The organism is Fodinicurvata halophila (assembly GCF_042651425.1).
In the GTDB taxonomy this organism is placed as follows: domain Bacteria; phylum Pseudomonadota; class Alphaproteobacteria; order Kiloniellales; family DSM-21159; genus Fodinicurvata; species Fodinicurvata halophila.
This window is the reverse complement of the sequence record NZ_JBHSCW010000011.1, coordinates 196365-213281: the sequence shown is the minus strand read 5'-3', so window position 1 is coordinate 213281 and position 16917 is coordinate 196365. Positions and strand designations below refer to the sequence as shown.

The window sequence follows — 16917 nt, the reverse complement described above, 5'->3', positions numbered from 1 at the left end:
GGATGGAACAGATGACACTTGCCAATCTCCTGCGGCCCGATGCCGGCCTGCGCGTGCTGGTGACAGCCGGTGCCGGCGGTATCGGACGGCGAATCGTCGAGGGCTACCGCGAAGTCGGCGCCCGCATCGCGGTCTGCGATGTCTCCGAGGAGACGCTTGCGGCCTTCCGCAACGAGGTTCCCGATGCGCTGGCCGTCAACTGCGACGTGGCGGATCGCGAAGCCGTGGCGGACATGGTCCACCAGGCCCGCGAGGCCCTGGGCGGCCTCGACGTGGTGGTGAACAACGCCGGCATCGCCGGGCCCACGGGCGCGGTGGAAGACCTTGATCCCGTGGAATGGGAGCGCACGATCCGTACCGACCTGGACAGCCAGTTCTATGTCGCCCACGAGACGGCCAGGGACCTGAAGGAAAGCCGTGGTTCACTGATAAACATTGCCTCGGTGGCCGGCCGGCTGGGCTATGCCTATCGCACGCCCTATGCTTCGGCCAAGTGGGGCATCATCGGCTTCACAAAGAGCCTGGCCGCGGAAATGGGCCCGGACGGCGTGCGGGTGAACGCGATCCTGCCCGGCATCGTCGAGGGCGAGCGCATTCGCGGCGTGATATCGGCCCGCGCCCAGGCACTGGGCGTGTCCTACGAGGAGATGGAGAAGCGCTATCTGGCGAATGTCTCCCTGCGCCGCATGGTCAGCGCGGATGATGTGGCGACCACCTGCCTGTTCCTGACCTCGCCGGGCGGGGCGAACATCAGCGGCCAGGCGATCAGTGTCTGCGGAAACGTCGAGGTGTTGATGTGAGTATGGAGACGACCACGGTTGCCCTGATCGGCGGAGGGCTGATCGGCTACAGTTGGGCAGCGATCTTTGCGCGCGCCGGCTGCCATGTGAGGATCTACGATGCCTCCGAAGAACAGCGCGAACGCCTGCCGGAACTCCTGAAGGCGCAGCTCGAGGAGCTGGAGTCCGTGGGGCTGGCCGAGGATGCCGCGGGGGCTTTCGCGCGAATCTCGGTGAGCGAGAGCATGGCGGTCGCCATCGAGGGCGCCGATCATGTTCAGGAGAACGGGCCGGAACGCCTGGAGGTGAAACAGGAGCTCCTGAAAGAGGTGGACAGCCTGGCCGACGCGGCCGCAACCATCGCCAGCTCGACCTCGGCTCTGTTGCCCTCGGCCCTGTCCGAGCGGCTTGCAGGCCGGCACCGCTTCCTGGTGGCACATCCCGTCAATCCGCCGCACCTTATTCCCGTGGTGGAACTCTGTCCCGCACCCTGGACGGAGGAAGGGGCCATGGAGAAGGTGCGCGCCCTGATGCAGGCCATCGGCCAGAAGCCACTCGTGATGAAACGCGAGATCGACGGCTTCATCCTCAATCGCCTGCAGGGGGCCCTGCTGCGCGAGGCTTTCTCTCTGGTCGATCAGGACTATGCCCGGGTGGAGGATGTGGATGCTGCCGTTTCGGACGGCCTTGGCCTGCGCTGGTCCTTCATGGGACCCTTCGAGACGATCGACCTCAATGCTCCCGACGGACTGGCCGACTACGGCCGGCGCTATCGGGAGATGTACGCCAAGATGGCGGGGTCCGAGGCGAAACCCTGGTCGGACGACCTGCTCGCCAAGGCCGAGACCCAGCGGCGGGAGATACTGCCGGCCGGGAAACTGCCCGATCGCCAGCGCTGGCGCGATGCCCGCCTGCAGGCCCTGGCCCTGCACAAGCGGGACCAGGACGACCGCGAGAGATAACCAGATCAGTTTGGAGGACAACAAGCCCATGGCCGCGACAAGCAAGAACAAAGTCATCATCACCTGTGCCGTGACCGGCGGCATCCATACGCCGTCCATGTCGCCCAACCTGCCGGTGACGCCGGACGAGATCGCCGAGCAGTCCATCGAGGCGGCCGAGGCCGGTGCCGGGATCCTGCACCTGCATGCGCGCGATCCGGAGACGGGACGCCCCACCCAGGATCCCGAAGTCTTCGGCCGTTTCCTGTCGCGCATCAAGCAGTCGACCAATGCGGTGGTGAACATCACCACGGGCGGCAGCCCGCACATGAGCGTCGACGAACGCCTGCAGCCGGCCAAGCACTACCAGCCCGAGGTGGCCTCGCTGAACATGGGGTCCATCAATTTCGGGCTCTTCCCGATGCTGGACCGCTACAAGGAGTTCAAGCACGACTGGGAGCGCCAGCACCTGGAGAACAGCCGGGACCTTGTCTTCAAGAACACCTTCGCCGACATCGAGTATATCCTGAAGACCTGCCAGGCCAACGGCACGCGCTTCGAGTTCGAGTGCTATGACATCGGGCACCTCTACAACCTGGCGCACTTCCTGGATCGTGGCCTGGTGAAGCCGCCGCTCTTCGTGCAGTCGGTGTTCGGCATCCTGGGCGGGATCAGTCCGCACCCGGAAGACATCATGCACATGCGACGCACGGCCAACCGGCTGTTCGGCGACGACTATCGCTGGTCCGTGCTGGGCGCCGGAGCCGCCCAGATGCGGGTGGCCTCGATCGCGGCCTCCATGGGCGGCAACGTCCGCGTCGGACTGGAGGATTCCCTCTGGGGCGCGCCCAAGAAACTGGCAGATAACAATGCCGAACAGGTGAAGAGAGTGCGCCAGATCCTGGAAGGCCTGTCCCTGGAGATCGCAACACCCGAGGAGGCACGCGAAATGCTCTCCCTGAAGGGCGGCGACCAGGTCAACTTCTAGAGAGTTGCGAGCCTGTCCGTGACGAACTGAGGCCTGGACGAGGCGTATGTGGACGACGAGCATTGCCATCAGCTGCCGCTGCGGCTCCCTGACGGGGGCTGTGCACCCTCGCGGACGGGTGAACCGATGCGTCTGCTATTGCGATGACTGCCAGGCGTTCGCCCGCTTCCTGAAACGCCAGGACGAGGTGCTCGACGACTTCGGTGGGACCGAGATCATCCATCTCTCCCAGGGCGAGGTGAGTTTGTCCAAGGGTACGGAGCAACTGGCCTGCATGCGCCTGACGGCAAATGGTACTCTGCGCTGGTACGCAGGCTGCTGCAGCACGCCGATCGCAAACACGCTTCCGAACCGACAGATTCCCGTCGCGGGCCTGGTCCAGTCCTGTCTGGACGTGGACCAGGCCGCCCTGGATGCCGCTCTCGGGCCCGTCGACATGCAGGTCTTCACCAAGTACGCACTGCAAACGCCCGCTCCGAAGATGCGGGGCCTGGTGCCTGGCATGGCGCGGGTCCTGCGCGTCATCCTGCGCGCGCGCCTGCACGGCGATCATCACCGCAGTCCCTTCTTCCATGCAGATACGGGCAAGCCCGTCGTCGTGCCTAAGGTCCTGAGCGATGCCGAACGCGCAGAGGTGAAAGCTGGCCTCGTCTGAGGGCAGCCGGGCAAAAGCTTGTCCGAAGGGGCAAGGTGAAGGTGTATTGGCTTCCGAACCCGCCCTTCGCTTTCATATGGATCTTGCGTTTGCGTTTCGGGATACAATCGCCGAGCATCATCGAAAACCGAGGCCATCCCGAGGCCGTAAGCAATGGATGCAGCAGAGGAAACAGCCATGAAGACCCGCGCCGCCGTTTTGAACACTTCTCCCGTGGAGCGTCCCTATGCCGAGACGCGGCCCCTGAGGATCGAGGAGGTCGAGCTTGTCGAGCCAGGGCATGAGGAGGTGCAGGTCCGCATCCGTGCTGCAGGCCTCTGCCATTCCGACCTCTCGGTGATCAACGGCGACCGGCCGCGGCCCCTGCCGATGGCGCTTGGGCACGAGGCGGCCGGTGAGGTCGAGGCCGTCGGCCCCGGCGTGACCGACCTGGAGCCGGGGGATCACGTGGTGATGATCTTCATGCCCTCGTGCGGACACTGCATGCCCTGCGCCGAGGGGCGCCCGGCGCTCTGCGAACCCGGGGCAGCGGCCAACGGCGCCGGCACCCTGTTGGGCGGGGCCATGCGGATCCAGCGCAACGGCGAGCCGGTCTATCACCACGTCGGGGTCTCGGCCTTTGCCGAGCGGGCCGTGATTTCGCGCCATTCCATGGTGAAGATCGACCGCGAGCTGCCGTTCGAGCACGCGGCCCTGTTCGGCTGTGCCGTACTGACCGGTGTCGGGGCGGTGGTCAATACGGCCGCCGTCAAGGCCGGGCAAAGCGTGGCCGTGATCGGTCTGGGCGGTGTCGGCTTGGCGGCTGTGCTTGGGGCCCAGGCCGCCGGTGCCTCGCGCATCGTCGCCGTGGACCTGCTGCAGGAGAAGCGCGACTTCGCGCGGCAACTGGGCGCGACCCATGCCATCGATCCCCGCGACGAGGAGGCCGTGGCGAAGGTCAAGGAATGGACAAACGGTGGTGTCGATGCCGCCGTCGAGCTGGCGGGCTCCGTGCCGGCCCTGGATTTCGCCTATCGCATCACGCGCCGGGGCGGCACCACCGTCACCGGCGGCTTGGCGAACCCGGAGAAGAAGCTGGAGATCCAGCAGGTCTCGCTGGTGGCCGAGGAGCGCACGCTGAAGGGCAGCTATATCGGCAGCTGCATCCCTTCACGCGATATCCCGCGTTACATCGAGCTGTTCCGGGCCGGGCGCCTGCCGGTGGATCGCCTGCTGACCGGGCGCGGGACGCTGGAGGACATCAACGAGGCCTTCGACAGCCTGGCCGATGGCACTGCCGTGCGCCACGTCATCACGCCCTGAGGCCTTATACGTCCTGATAAGTCCTGTTCTTCAGAAGGAGCGCGGCAGGCCCAGGACCTTCTCCGCCACGTGGGAAAGGATGAGGTTGGTGGAGATCGGCGCGATCTGGTAGAGGCGCGTTTCGCGGAACTTGCGCTCCACGTCGTATTCCTCGGCAAAGCCGAAGCCGCCGTGCGTCTGCAGGCAGGTGTCGGCGGCATGCCAGGAGGCCTCGGAGGCCAGCAGCTTGGCCATGTTGGCCTCGGCGCCGCAGGACTCTCCCCGGTCGTAGAGGTCGGCGGCGTGAGAAACGGCCAAGCTTGCGGCATGCAGTTCCACGTGATTGCGGGCAATGGGAAACTGCACGCCCTGATTCTGCCCGATGGGACGGCCGAAGACCTTGCGCTCGCTGGCGTAGTTCGTGGATTTCTCGATGAACCAGCGGCAGTCGCCGATGCATTCCGCGGCGATCAGGATGCGCTCGGCATTCATGCCGTCCAGGATATAGCGGAAGCCCTTGTGCTCTTCGCCAATCAAGGCATTGGCCGGAATCTCCAGGTCGTCGAAGAAGATCTCCGTCGTGGAGTGGTTGATCATGGTGTTGATGGGCCGGATGCGCAGCTTGTCGGCGGGGGCTTCGCGCATATCCACCAGGAAGACCGAGAGGCCGTCGGTGCGCTTTTCCATGGAGCCCTTGGGGGCCGTGCGCGCCAGCAGGATCATCAGGTCCGAGTGTTCGGCACGGCTGGTCCAGACCTTCTGACCGCGGATGACGTATGTGTCGCCCTTGCGCTCGGCCGTGGTCGAGATGGACAGCGTGTCGGTGCCCGCCCCAGGCTCGGTCACGCCGAAGGCCTGCAGACGCAGGTCCCCTGAGGCGATGCCGGGCAGGTAGGCCTGTTTCTGTTTTTCGCTGCCGTGTCGAAGCAGGGTGCCCATGGTGTACATCTGGGCATGGCAGGCGGCCCCGTTGGCACCGCAGGCATGGACTTCTTCCAGGATGGTGGCCGACACCGAAAGGGGCAGTCCGCTGCCGCCGTACTCCTCGGGAATAAGCGAAGCCAGCAGGCCGGCCTCCGCCATCGCATTCACGAATTCACTGGGGTAGGCGCGCTCGCGGTCGAGCTTGCGCCAGTATTCGTTCGGAAAGCGCGCGCAAAGGGCACGTACAGTGTCGCGGATGGCTTCGATCTCTGCGCTTTCGGGCGCGGGAGCGCTGTTACTCATCAGGGCGTGCCTTGGTCGTCTCGGTCATCTGGAAGTCGTTTCGCATGCTGGCAGAATCTGGAATAGCCTAGGCTATAATGCAAAGATAATATAAGAATACATTACATAATAATTTCATATAGCAGACCATCCTAATGGATATCCGTCATCTCCGGTATTTCGTGACCATCGCCGAGGAGGGCTCCCTCTCCAAGGCCTCCGAACGCCTGCATGTGGCGCAGCCGGCGCTGAGCCAGCATGTGCGCAACATGGAGCGGGACCTGCGCACGGAGCTGCTGTTCCGTTCCTCACGTGGCGTACAGTTGACGGAGGCAGGTGCCCGGCTGCTGCAACAGGCGCGCCCGTTGATCGGGCAGTTCGACCAGCTGGAGGAAGTGGTTCGGGCCGAGGATGTGGAGCCCGCGGGCGAAGTGCGTTTCGGCGTGCCGGGCACGGTCAGCCAGGTGCTCAGCGCCCGACTTATCCAGGAGGCGGCCAAGCGCTATCCCGGAATACGCCTGCGCATCGCCGAGGCCATGAGCGGCTTCATCTTCGATTGGCTGCGCGAGGACAAGATCGATGTGGCGGTGCTCTATCGCGGCGTCGACAGCCGGGGTATCCGCCTGAAACAGGTGCTGTCCGAGGAACTGCTGTTGTTCGGCCACAAGGAGGCAAGCGTGGGCCGGGCGAGGCCCTTCCAGGATGCGGTGGATTATGCGAAGGCCATCTCGCTGCCGCTGGCGGTTCCGAGCCGCGGGCACGGCCTGCGCGACCTGCTGGACGAGGTGGCGCTGCAGCATTGCGGCCGGACCTTCGAAGCGCACACCGAGATCGATTCCTACGCCCCGATCAAGACGCTTGTTGAGCAGGGGCTGGCCTTTTCAATCCTGCCGGCCATGGCGATCAAGCAGGAATGCGAGCAGGGGCGGCTGGTCTCCTGGCACATCGTCAAACCCGAACTGCGTCGCAAGATATTCCTCTCGGCGCCCGCCGACCGTCCTCTCTCCTCGGCGACCCTGGCTATCGAGAAGCTGTGCCATGAGCTGCTGCAGCAGCTGGTCCGGGAAGGGACCTGGGAGGCCAGACTGGAAGGGGGCGACTAGACGAGAAGCCCCACTTCCACGGCACTCCAGATAGCCGCCGCGCTGAGAAGAAGCGAAAGGATCGAGGCCAGGAGAGCAATGGCAAGGAGCAGGCCGTCTTCTTCCAAAAAGGCGAAGGCCAGCAGCATGATTGTCAGGATTGGTAAGATATGACTGAAAGGAACCGGAATCAGCATCGTTCCACCGAGCAGCAGAATGATGGTTCCGACCATGCGTTTCCGGATCCCAAAATGCGCGTTCCATCGGGGCCGTACTGCCCGCTCGATGAAGCGCCGGGGCGGCACCACGCGCCTCACGAGATTCTGCAGCCGCGCGGTCGAGAACTTGCGCTCGGCGATTTTTCTGGGCAACGCCGGTTCGGCTGGCCGCAAATCATCTGAATCGCGGGTATGGCCAGAAAAATTCCGACAAACAACGAGGCACCGGGCAATAAGCCGACAAGGGCGACAAGCAGCATCACGATGCCAAAGGACCGTTCTCTCAGGTTCTCCAAAATCCACCCAAGCGTGACGCTCTCCGCGGGAGCATCGTGCATCAGTCTTTCCAGGATCATTGATGTGGGAATATGAGGAGGCATGGCATCAACTTTGGCCGGGCGGAGAAGGATCGACGGCAGGTTGCCCGGAAAGCCGGGAGAAAGGGAGACTGCTCAAGATCATGCGTTCCATTTGCCGCCATTCGCCAGTCATTCTTGCCGTCATAGGAAATTGTTATATCTAATAAAGCGAAATAATCTTTGCATCTGATTTAAACTTCAACCAACCTTCGGAATCGATAAAAATTGCTTCATGCTCGCGGAGTCTCTGCTTTGGGGGCGCTTGCGAATAAATGCTTCAAAAACAATAGGTAGGGAGGAAGAGATATGAGAAAACCAATATCAGTTGCGGCTATTGGTCTTGCCGCGTTGCTGCCGCTCCAGGCGGCGGCCCAGGACAAGCCCGAAGAGATTCATATCGGTATCACCACCTTCACCTCGGGGCCGGCCTCGGTCTTTGGCGTACCGGGCCAGGAGGCCGCCGAGATGATCGCCGAGAACATCAACGAAGCCGGCGGCATTCACGATGTGCCGGTGACGCTGAGTTTCATTGACGAAGGTGCAGGGGCGGAAACCCTGACCACCGAATACCGCCGGCTCGTGCAGGACGAGAACGTGGACGTGATGTTTGCGTCGATCTCGTCGGGCAACTGCCTCAACATCGCGCCGCTCGCCGAAGACCTGGAAATGTTCAATATCCTCTGGGACTGCGGCACCCAGCGGATCTTCGAGGAAGCGGACTATCGCTACAACTTCCGCACCCAGGCGAACGCCACGCCCGAGATGATGGCGCCGCTGCTCTATCTGCTGAAGAACAACCCGGACTTCGAGACGATCGCCGTGGTCAACCAGGACTATGCCTGGGGCCGCGACAGCTGGGAGCTCTTCTCCACGGCGCTCAAGCAGCTGAAGCCGGACGTCGAGGTGGTCGGTGAGTTCTTCCCCAGCTTCGGAGCGGCCGACTATTCGGCCGAGATTTCCCGACTGCTGGCCACTCAGCCGGATGTCATTCTCTCGACCTCCTGGGGCGGCGACCTGGACACCTTCGTGCGCCAGGCCAACCAGCGTGGTCTGTTCAACACCTCGCAGTTCGTCCTGCCACTGGCGGAATCCTCGCTCGAGCGGCTGGGTGACGACTTGCCGGATGGCGTGATCGTCGGCGGACGCGGCGACCACTACTTCCTGCATCCCGAATACAAGGATGGTGAGGAGCTTCAGGACTTTGTCGCCCAGTATCGGGAGCGTACAGGGGACTATCCGATCTATCCTGCCTTCCACATGGCCCAGGCTTTTGCGGCACTCCAGGGTGCCTACGACAAGGCCATCGAGGCGAACGACGGCGAATGGCCCAATCGCGAACAGCTGGTGGATGCCATGGATGGCCTGGAGTTCCGTGGTCATGGCCGGCCCGTAACCATCCGCGAGGACAACCAGGGCGTCGAGGCCCAGTTGATCGGGACCACACGTCATGTCGATGGTTATGACTTCCCGATCATGGACAACATGATGATCTTTGACGGGGCGGATCTCATGCCGCCTGTCGGCGAGAACTCGATCGAGTGGATCAAAACCCTGGACGAAAGCTTCGTCGAGGAGGTCAGTGCTGACGAGTATCAGCACGAGGAGTGAGCCCTGACCGGGTTGCGGAGTCCTGACGGCTTCGCGACCCGGTTCTCCTTCAAACTCCACCGGTTCGTGTAAAGTTCATGTCCTTTCAGATTCTCGTTCTCACCGTGCTGGATGGCATCGCCTACGGAGCCCTGGTCTTCCTGGTCGCCGTGGGGCTGACGCTGGTTTTTGGCGTGATGCGCATCCTGAATGTGGCCCATGGCAGCTTCTATGCATTGGGCGCCTATGCCGCCGCCAGCCTGGGTCTCGTGCTCACGGCCTATGGCATTTCGCCCTGGTTTGCCTATCCGCTTTTCGTCGTGGCGGCCGTGGCGGTCGGCGTATCGGTGGGTGGTTTGATGGAGCGCTTCATCCTGCGGCCGATCTATGGTCAGGAACAGTATCTGCAGCTGCTGGTCACCTTTGCGGTCTTCATGATCCTGGACAATGCCCAGCGCCTGATCTGGGGGGTGCAGCCCTATTTCTATACCGAGCCGCTGAGCCTTCTGGGCAACGTCAGCGTCGTGAACATTACCTATACCTCGTATCAGGTAATCTTCCTGCCGTTGGTGGCCCTCGTCATCCTGTTCGGGCTGCGCTGGTTCCTGCGGCATACCCTGGCCGGGTCCCTGATTGTCGCTGTGACGGAGGATCGCGAAGCTGCGACGGCCATCGGCATCAATGCCCGCAAGGTCTTCTTCCTGACCTTCGTCATCGGCACGAGCCTGGCCTCCCTCGGCGGCGCCCTGGCCTCGCCCACCACATCCGTGTTGCCCGGAATGGGCGCGCAGATGATCGTCCTGTCCTTTGCCGTGGCGGCAACGGCCGGACTGGGACAGATCGGCGGCGCGGCCATCACGGCTCTGATGATCGGCCTGGGACGTTCGGCCGCCGTCTTCTTCATGCCAGAACTGGAAGTGGTCGTTCCCTATCTCATCATGGTCATCGTATTGCTGTTCCGGCCTGAAGGTCTGTTTGGCAAAACCACGGCAAGGAAGATCTGAGCCATGCTGATGCGCTTCGGACTGCCTGTTGTCTTCGTGTTTGCCGCGGTGCTGCCCCTGGTGGTTGGCGGCTGGGATGCCTTCCTGACGATCGTGTGGGCGAAGGCGTTGCCGGTTCTGGGAATCATTCTGCTGTTGCAGGCGGGCCAGGTTTCCTTCGGACACGCCATGTTCTTCGCTGTTGGTGCCTATACCGCCGGCTTCGTGATTCGGGGCATGGGGGGTGGCGACCTGTTCATTGCCCTGCTTGCCGCCATCGTGGCGTCGGTGATTGCGGGCCTCCTGGTCGGGGTTTTCGTCGTTCGCTATCGCTACATCTTTTTCGCGATGTTCAACCTGGCCTTCTCGATGGTGCTCTTCTCGCTGCTCGAGAAGTTCATCCACATCACCGGGGGCTCGGACGGCCTCAGCATTCCGCGGCCTGAGGTCGTCGGACTGGCCATGGAACGGGCGAACTACGAATATGTGCTCTATTATCTCTCCCTGATCATTCTCGTGCTCTGCCTCTACGGCGTGCATCGTTTCCTGGACAGTCCGCTGGGGCATACGCTCAAGGCCATCAAGACCAACGAGACCCGCATCGAATATCTCGGCCTCTCGCCCCGTGTCGTGCTGCTGATCGCCTATGTCATCTCGGCCTTCCTGGCCGGGTTGGGCGGGGCGCTTGTCGCCGTCTTCCAGGGCATTGCGACGCCCGAGTATGCCTACTGGGTGCGCTCCGGCGAGTTCGTCTTCGTGGCGATCCTGGGCGGGACCGGCAATGTCTTCGGGGCGCTGGCGGGATCCTTCGTCTACGAATACATCCGTGCGCTGGCGACCGCGTATGTGGGGGACACCTGGCAGTTGACCCTGGGTATCGTCCTGCTGGTCATCATCCTCTTCGCACCCAGCGGGCTCGTTGGCCTCCTGGATGAAGTTCGCGGCTACCTGAACCGTGCGAGAGGCTATGACAAAGGCGAGAGACGTGATGGCGTGAAATCCGGCACGAAGGGAGGAGACGGACAATGAGCGCTCTGATCTCCGCCCGGGAACTTGCCATCAGCTTCGGCGGCGTGATTGCGGCCGAAGACGTGTCGCTGGAGGTCTTCGAGGGCGACCACCTGGCGATCATCGGTCCGAACGGCGCCGGCAAGACCACCTTCCTCAATATCTGTACCGGCTATCTCAAGCCCCAGGCCGGAAGCGTCACGTTCCAGGGCAAGAGCATTCTGGGTGCGTCGCCGCGGGCCATTACCCGCATGGGCATCGCCCGGGCGTTCCAGATACCGCAGCTCTTCACCGAGCAGACGGTGCTGGAGAACATGCTGATCGCAGTCGCCTCCCAGGCCCGTCGCTTTGCTCCCTTCACCTCGCTGATGAAGATTCCCGAGCGCAAGGAGGCCGAGCATCTGCTGGTATTGGTGGGATGCGATGACGTGATGGATCGTCCAGCCTCGGAACTGCCCGAGGGCAAGCGCAAGCTTGTGGACATCGCCCTGGCCCTCGCTCTGAAGCCGAAGGTGCTGCTGATGGACGAGCCGACGTCGGGCGTTGCCTCTTCCGAGAAGTTCGCAATCATGGACACATTGCTGGCGGCTCTGAAGGAAGAGCAGGTGACCTCTGTTTTCGTCGAGCACGACATGGAGATGGTCTCGCGCTATGCCAATCGCGTGGCCGTCTGGAACGCAGGTCACATCCAGAGCCAGGGAACGCCAGAGGAGGTTCTCAAGGACCCCGAGGTGGTCCGTACGGTGATTGGAGTCTAGGGATATGCTCGAACTGAAGGACCTCTCGGTTTCCATCGCCGGCATTTCGATCCTCAGGAACATCGGTTTCACGGTCGAGGAAGGGGAAACCATCGCTTTCGTGGGACGCAACGGAGCCGGCAAGACCACGACCCTGCGTGCGATCATGGGGTTGGTTGCAGCACGTGGATCCATCCAGCTTGACGGCCGGGCCATCGACCAGGTGGAGGCCCATGAACGTCCCGGCCTGGGTATCGGCTATGCGCCGGAGGATCGGCGCTTGTTCACGGCCTTCACGGTCGAGGAGAATATCCTGTTGCCGGCTCGCGTGGCGCGCCTTTCGGCTGAAGAGACCCGCCGGCGCCTGGATCGTGTCTACACCATCCTGCCCGAACTGCAGGAGATGGCGAAACGCCCTGCGGGTGCGACGTCCGGCGGGCAGGGCAAGATGGTGGCACTGGGACGCGGCCTGATGCTCGGCACGCACCTTCTGCTGTTGGACGAGCCATTCCAGGGATTGGCGCCGGTGCTGGCCAACCGCTATGCCGAGGCCTTGCGGGCCCTGCGCGACAAGGATCGCTCGCTATCCGTGATCATCACGGAGTCGAACCCGGGTCTGCTGAAGAATTTTGCCAGCCGCATGATCACGATCGAACGCGGCGAGATAGAACGTATCGAGGACGTCTCGCAGGTTGAAGCCTGAACGGGCCACCGGCCGACGGGGGCGGTCCGCCAATGCATCCTGAAATGCACCGAGACGCAAGACATACAGATGAGAAGGGAGATACAAGCCATGCGCCTGAAAGGTAAGACAGCTCTGATAACTGGAGGCGCCTCCGGCTTTGGCGCCGAGATTGCTGCCGTCTTCGCACGCGAAGGCGCTACGGTGACCATCATGGATCTCAACAAGGACGGCGCCGAGCAGCAGGCCGAGAAGATCGGTTCGGGGACGAAGGCGGTTGCCGGCGACGTGACCAAGAGCGACGATGTGGAGCGCGCCGTCGAGACGGCCAAGGAAGGCGGTCGCCTGGACATCGTGGTGAACAATGCCGGTTGGACCCACCGCAACAAGCCGATCCTCGAGGTGACGGAGGAGGAGTTCGACCGCATCTACAACGTCAACGTGAAGGCGATCTATCACATGACCAATGCCGTTGTGCCGGTGATGAAGCAGGCCGGCGGCGGCGTGATTCTCAACATCGGCTCCACGGCCGGCATTCGCCCGCGTCCCGGCCTGACCTGGTACAACTCCAGCAAGGGGGCGGTGAACCTGCTGTCACGCTCCCTGGCCGTCGAACTGGCACCGGACAAGATTCGCGTGAACTGCGTGGCGCCGGTCATGGGGGCGACGGGGCTGCTGGAGAGTTTCATGGGCGTGCCGGATACACCGGAAAATCGCGAGAAGTTCGTTTCCACGATTCCCCTGGGCCGCATGTCCGAACCCCGCGACATTGCCAATGCCTGCCTCTACCTCGCCTCCGAGGAGGCGGACTTCATCACGGGCGTCGTGTTCGAGGTCGATGGCGGCCGCACGGTCTGAGGTCAGTTGTCTTGGTTCATAAGAAGAGTGATGGAAGACAGTTTTTGATGGTTTCTGGACGGTTACAGCACGAGTAGGGAAGGCCCGAAACGGTTTTCCCGTATCTATCTCAAGAATGGGAGGAAAGGATGTCAGGAAAACCGTTTGCTTTGGCCTTTGCCGTCATCGTGTCGGCGGGTCTCGTTGCTTCGAATGCACTTGCCCAGGACGATGAGCAGGACTGGCCAGCCAATGCGTCGGATGCGCCGGACTGGTGCCAGTCCGAGTGGGGCGCCGAGGACGAGATCGGCGCCGCCAATCTCTTGTCGGAAGAGCGGGTGCTTGAGGCCGCCAAGCTGATCAAGACCGGCAAGACCTATTCCCTGGGGGCCGAAACCAACTCGGAGACCCCGGCCTTCGGACCGCGCAGCTGGGCTCTGGTGATCAACCAGCCCGGCCAGGTGGGCGGCGTTGGGCTTGGTCCCAACAAGATGAACTACAATGACGACATCTACATGGGCTATGTCGGCACCGGCTCCCAGATCGACGGCCTGGGCCATATCGGTGTCGACAACGTCTACTACAACTGTCACCACAACAGTGATTTCGTGCAGGCCGACGGTCTGACGAAGCTGGGCATCGAGAAGATTCCCAACTTCGTCACCCGTGGCGTCGTGCTCGACATGACCGATCACTTCGGCCAGGACGTGCTGAACGAAGGCACCGTATTCAACAGCGAAGAGATCGAGGCGCAGGCCGAGAAGCAGGGCGTCGAGATCCGCGAGGGCGACGTGGTGCTGTTCCACACCGGCTGGCTGTCGCTGGTGGGCGAGGATGACGAGCGCTATATCGCCGCCGAGCCGGGCCTGGGTCTGGACGGGGCCAAGTACCTGGTCGAGAAGAATGTCCTGGCCGTCGGCGCCGATACCTGGGGGCTCGAGGTCATCCCCTTCGAGGAAGGCGTCGGTGTCTTCGAGGTGCACCAGGAGCTGATCGCCAAGAACGGCATCTATATCCTGGAGAACATGAAGACCGAGGAACTCACCGCCGACGAGGCCTGGGAGTTCATGTTCGTCCTGGGGCACTCCCGCTTCACCGGCGGTGTCCAGGCGGTTATCAATCCGACCGCGATCCGGTAGGCTTCATCCGCCTTGAAAGGACCGGCCCGGGCAGGCAGAAGGCTTGCCCGGGTCGTCTTTTATTGCCTTCCAGTTGCGCGTGGCCTATCCCCAATGCGGGAATGGGTTCTTGTTGGAGCTATACCTTGAGCCTCTATTTCGAAGAGCTTGATTATCGCCCGACCTCCATCGGTGCCCTCAGCCTGCGCCGGCGCCGGGAGCTTTCCCTGGGCGTGGATGTCTTCGAGATCAAGCTGGGCGAGGAATTCCTTATGTCCAGCCTCTTCACCGCCTCCGAGGTGGCTTTGGCACATCTGGGCCTTGGCGAGCTCGACACGTCGGATGCCAGGGTCCTGGTGGGGGGCCTGGGGCTTGGGCATACCGCAAAGGCGGTGCTGGAGCATCCGGAGGTGAGCGGCCTGGTCGTGGTCGAGGCGTTGGAGGCCGTGATCGATTGGCACGAGCAGGGTCTGGTGCCGCTCGGCCCCGAACTTGCCGCGGACCCGCGCTGCAGCTTCCACCACGGCGACTTTTTCGCGTTGGCAACCTCCGAGGATGGATTTTCCAGGCTCTCCCCCGAGCGCCCTTTCGATGCCATCCTGGTGGATATCGATCATTCACCGGAGTTCCTGCTGGATCCGCAGAATGCGGACTTCTACGGTCCGGACGGACTGAGGCGTTTCGCGGCACAGCTCTCCCCGGGCGGCGTGTTCGGGCTCTGGTCCAATGAGCCGCCGGATGAGGCCTTCACGGAACGCTTGGCGTCCGTCTTTGCGCAGGCGCGCGCGGAACCGGTGACCTTCCACAATCCTCTGCAGGGCAAGAATTTCACTCAGAGCGTCTATTTGGCACGGACCGGAGGCGAATAGGTTTGCGCACTCTGCGGTCGATGCTTTTCCTGGGGACCGCGACAGGATATGTCATGACCGGCGCGCGCAGGCACGCGATATGACCGAAGGATTGAGAGAGGGCGGAACGACCTGATGGATATACTGCAGATCGTGGTTCTGGCCCTGGTTCAGGGCATTACCGAATTCCTGCCGATCTCTTCTTCCGCACACCTGATCCTCGTTCCGGTCCTGACGGGGTGGCAGGACCAGGGCCTGTTGATGGACGTGGCCGTGCATGTCGGCACCCTGCTGGCCGTCATCGCCTATTTCCACCGCGATGTCCTGCGCCTGATCCGGGGCGGCATCCAGGTGCTGGGCCTGCGGTACGGTCCGGACTCGCGTCTCGCCCTGCAGATTGTGGCGGCGACGATCCCCGTGGTGATCGCGGGCTTCCTGATGAAGGACCTGATCGCCACAGAGCTGCGCAGCACAACCCTGATCATCGGCACGACGGCGGGCTTCGGCCTGCTGCTGGCCCTCGCCGATTGGCGGGCCCACAAGGCCGATGGCACGGTGTCGGCGCTTGGTTGGCGCGAGGTGATTATCATCGGCCTGGCTCAGGCCCTGGCTCTGGTGCCGGGTGTCAGCCGCTCGGGCATCACCATTACGGCGGCCCTGTTCCTGGGACTGCGGCGCACCGAGGCGGCCCGCTTTTCCATGTTGCTGTCCATACCCACGACGCTGGCTGCTGGAACCCTGGCCGGCATCGATCTGGCGCGCTCAGGGGACGCAGCGCTGCAGGCTGATGCGATACTGGCCGGCCTGCTGGCCTTTGCCAGTGCGCTGGCCGCCATTGCCGGCATGATGGCCTGGTTGAAGCAGGCCTCCTTCACGCCCTTTGTCATCTATCGGCTCGGTTTGGCATTGTTCCTCGCACTGCTGGTGTTCCTGGGGCTGATTGGCGGATGAAGGAAGAGGAGGTTCCCGCTTGCCCCGTCTGCCGTTCGGGGCAGGTGCACTATTTCGGATGTTTCGAAGCGCAGGTCTATTGGCGCTGCAAGGACTGTCTGGCCACCTTCCTGGATCCAGCGCAGCGGCCGGACGCAGCTGCGGAACGCGAGCGTTACCTCGAGCATCACAATGACCCGCAGGACCCCCGCTATCGGCGTTTCCTGGGGAAACTGGTCGAGCCGCTGCGCGAGAAGCTGCCCGAGCAGGCCCGGGTGCTGGACTACGGCTGTGGGCCCGGTCCGGGGCTGGCAGCCATGCTTGAGGAATCCGGGCATCGGGTGCAGCTCTATGATCCCTTCTTCCATGCAGAGCCGAGCGCGCTGGAAGCCCGCTACGATGCCGTGGCCTGTCCGGAGGTTGTGGAGCACTTCCATGCGCCGGCCGAGGAATTCGAACGTCTTGGGCGATTGCTGCAGCCGGGCGGCTGGCTGGGGATCATGACCTGTTTCCAGACCGAGGATGCGCGCTTTGCCAATTGGCATTACCGGCGCGATCCGACCCATGTGGTCTTCTACAAGGCTGAAACCCTGAGGTTCCTGGCGGCGCGGCACGGATGGCGTTGCGAGATTCCGGTCAAGGATGTGGCTCTGATGCAGGTGCCCTGAGGTGCAGGGC

At 62.9% G+C, this 16917-nt stretch carries 17 protein-coding genes and 1 pseudogene; 16 read left to right on the top strand and 2 right to left on the bottom strand.

All coding sequences use genetic code 11. The features are described from left to right. The first annotated feature begins 11 nt into the window (after nucleotides 1-11). The 5 genes from ACFOW6_RS17190 (at nucleotide 12) to ACFOW6_RS17170 (ending at nucleotide 4665) form a co-directional block, all read left to right on the top strand. Complete coding sequence (locus tag ACFOW6_RS17190) at nucleotides 12-800, top strand: SDR family oxidoreductase (protein WP_382423661.1); 789 nt, start codon at nucleotides 12-14, stop codon at nucleotides 798-800. 2 nt (nucleotides 801-802) lie between these two features. After that, the gene (locus ACFOW6_RS17185) at nucleotides 803-1741 is read left to right on the top strand and encodes a 3-hydroxyacyl-CoA dehydrogenase (RefSeq protein WP_382423660.1); all 939 of its coding nucleotides are present in this window, start codon (nucleotides 803-805) and stop codon (nucleotides 1739-1741) included. Nucleotides 1742-1769: 28 nt separating this feature from the next. Continuing rightward, complete coding sequence (locus ACFOW6_RS17180) at nucleotides 1770-2708, top strand: BKACE family enzyme (protein WP_382423659.1); 939 nt, start codon at nucleotides 1770-1772, stop codon at nucleotides 2706-2708. Nucleotides 2709-2754: 46 nt separating this feature from the next. Next, entirely contained in the window at nucleotides 2755-3363 is a 609-nt protein-coding gene (locus ACFOW6_RS17175) for a DUF6151 family protein (protein ID WP_382423658.1), read from the top strand. Between the two features lie 177 nt (nucleotides 3364-3540). Continuing rightward, a complete protein-coding gene (locus tag ACFOW6_RS17170) occupies nucleotides 3541-4665 on the top strand; it encodes a zinc-dependent alcohol dehydrogenase family protein (RefSeq protein ID WP_382423657.1) in 1125 nt (374 codons plus the stop codon). A gap of 30 nt (nucleotides 4666-4695) precedes the next feature. Here ACFOW6_RS17170 and ACFOW6_RS17165 read toward each other — a convergent pair whose 3' ends face one another. Next, nucleotides 4696-5871 (bottom strand): acyl-CoA dehydrogenase family protein, encoded by a 1176-nt coding sequence (locus ACFOW6_RS17165; protein WP_382423656.1) that lies wholly within the window; start codon nucleotides 5869-5871, stop codon nucleotides 4696-4698. A gap of 134 nt (nucleotides 5872-6005) precedes the next feature. On the opposite strand from ACFOW6_RS17165, the gene ACFOW6_RS17160 reads away from it, so the two are divergent. Continuing rightward, nucleotides 6006-6953 carry a LysR family transcriptional regulator gene (locus tag ACFOW6_RS17160; RefSeq protein ID WP_382423655.1) on the top strand — a complete coding sequence of 316 codons (948 nt, stop codon included), beginning with the start codon at nucleotides 6006-6008 and terminating at the stop codon, nucleotides 6951-6953. Here the strand turns inward: ACFOW6_RS17160 and ACFOW6_RS17155 are convergent. Further along, a pseudogene (locus ACFOW6_RS17155) lies at nucleotides 6950-7488 on the bottom strand (exopolysaccharide biosynthesis protein). The gene ACFOW6_RS17160 and the pseudogene ACFOW6_RS17155 sit on opposite strands and share 4 nt — an antisense overlap. Before the next feature lie 327 nt (nucleotides 7489-7815). On the opposite strand from ACFOW6_RS17155, the gene ACFOW6_RS17150 reads away from it, so the two are divergent. The 10 genes from ACFOW6_RS17150 to ACFOW6_RS17105 all read left to right on the top strand — a co-directional run bounded on the left by ACFOW6_RS17150 (nucleotide 7816) and on the right by ACFOW6_RS17105 (nucleotide 16907). Further along, nucleotides 7816-9117: an ABC transporter substrate-binding protein gene (locus ACFOW6_RS17150; RefSeq protein ID WP_382423654.1), complete on the top strand. Its 1302-nt coding sequence runs from the start codon at nucleotides 7816-7818 to the stop codon at nucleotides 9115-9117. Between the two features lie 77 nt (nucleotides 9118-9194). Further along, nucleotides 9195-10100, top strand: coding sequence for a branched-chain amino acid ABC transporter permease (locus ACFOW6_RS17145; RefSeq protein ID WP_382423653.1), 906 nt, complete (start codon nucleotides 9195-9197; stop codon nucleotides 10098-10100). Nucleotides 10101-10103: 3 nt separating this feature from the next. Continuing rightward, nucleotides 10104-11108, top strand: coding sequence for a branched-chain amino acid ABC transporter permease (locus ACFOW6_RS17140; protein WP_382423652.1), 1005 nt, complete (start codon nucleotides 10104-10106; stop codon nucleotides 11106-11108). Further along, a complete protein-coding gene (locus ACFOW6_RS17135; protein WP_382423651.1) occupies nucleotides 11105-11845 on the top strand; it encodes an ABC transporter ATP-binding protein in 741 nt (246 codons plus the stop codon). The genes ACFOW6_RS17140 and ACFOW6_RS17135 overlap by 4 nt, the downstream gene beginning before the upstream one ends. Before the next feature lie 4 nt (nucleotides 11846-11849). After that, nucleotides 11850-12527, top strand: a complete 678-nt coding sequence (locus tag ACFOW6_RS17130; protein WP_382423650.1) for an ABC transporter ATP-binding protein — start codon at nucleotides 11850-11852, stop codon at nucleotides 12525-12527. A 90-nt stretch (nucleotides 12528-12617) separates the two neighbouring features. Beyond that, complete coding sequence (locus ACFOW6_RS17125) at nucleotides 12618-13364, top strand: SDR family oxidoreductase (protein ID WP_382423649.1); 747 nt, start codon at nucleotides 12618-12620, stop codon at nucleotides 13362-13364. Nucleotides 13365-13492: 128 nt separating this feature from the next. After that, nucleotides 13493-14482: a cyclase family protein gene (locus ACFOW6_RS17120; protein WP_382423648.1), complete on the top strand. Its 990-nt coding sequence runs from the start codon at nucleotides 13493-13495 to the stop codon at nucleotides 14480-14482. A 125-nt stretch (nucleotides 14483-14607) separates the two neighbouring features. Next, a complete protein-coding gene (locus ACFOW6_RS17115; RefSeq protein WP_382423647.1) occupies nucleotides 14608-15330 on the top strand; it encodes a spermine/spermidine synthase domain-containing protein in 723 nt (240 codons plus the stop codon). A 114-nt stretch (nucleotides 15331-15444) separates the two neighbouring features. Further along, on the top strand, nucleotides 15445-16260 hold the full coding sequence (locus tag ACFOW6_RS17110) for an undecaprenyl-diphosphate phosphatase (protein WP_382423646.1): 816 nt from the start codon (nucleotides 15445-15447) through the stop codon (nucleotides 16258-16260). Continuing rightward, the gene (locus tag ACFOW6_RS17105; RefSeq protein ID WP_382423645.1) at nucleotides 16257-16907 is read left to right on the top strand and encodes a class I SAM-dependent methyltransferase; all 651 of its coding nucleotides are present in this window, start codon (nucleotides 16257-16259) and stop codon (nucleotides 16905-16907) included. The genes ACFOW6_RS17110 and ACFOW6_RS17105 overlap by 4 nt, the downstream gene beginning before the upstream one ends. The last annotated feature ends 10 nt before the right edge of the window (nucleotides 16908-16917 follow it).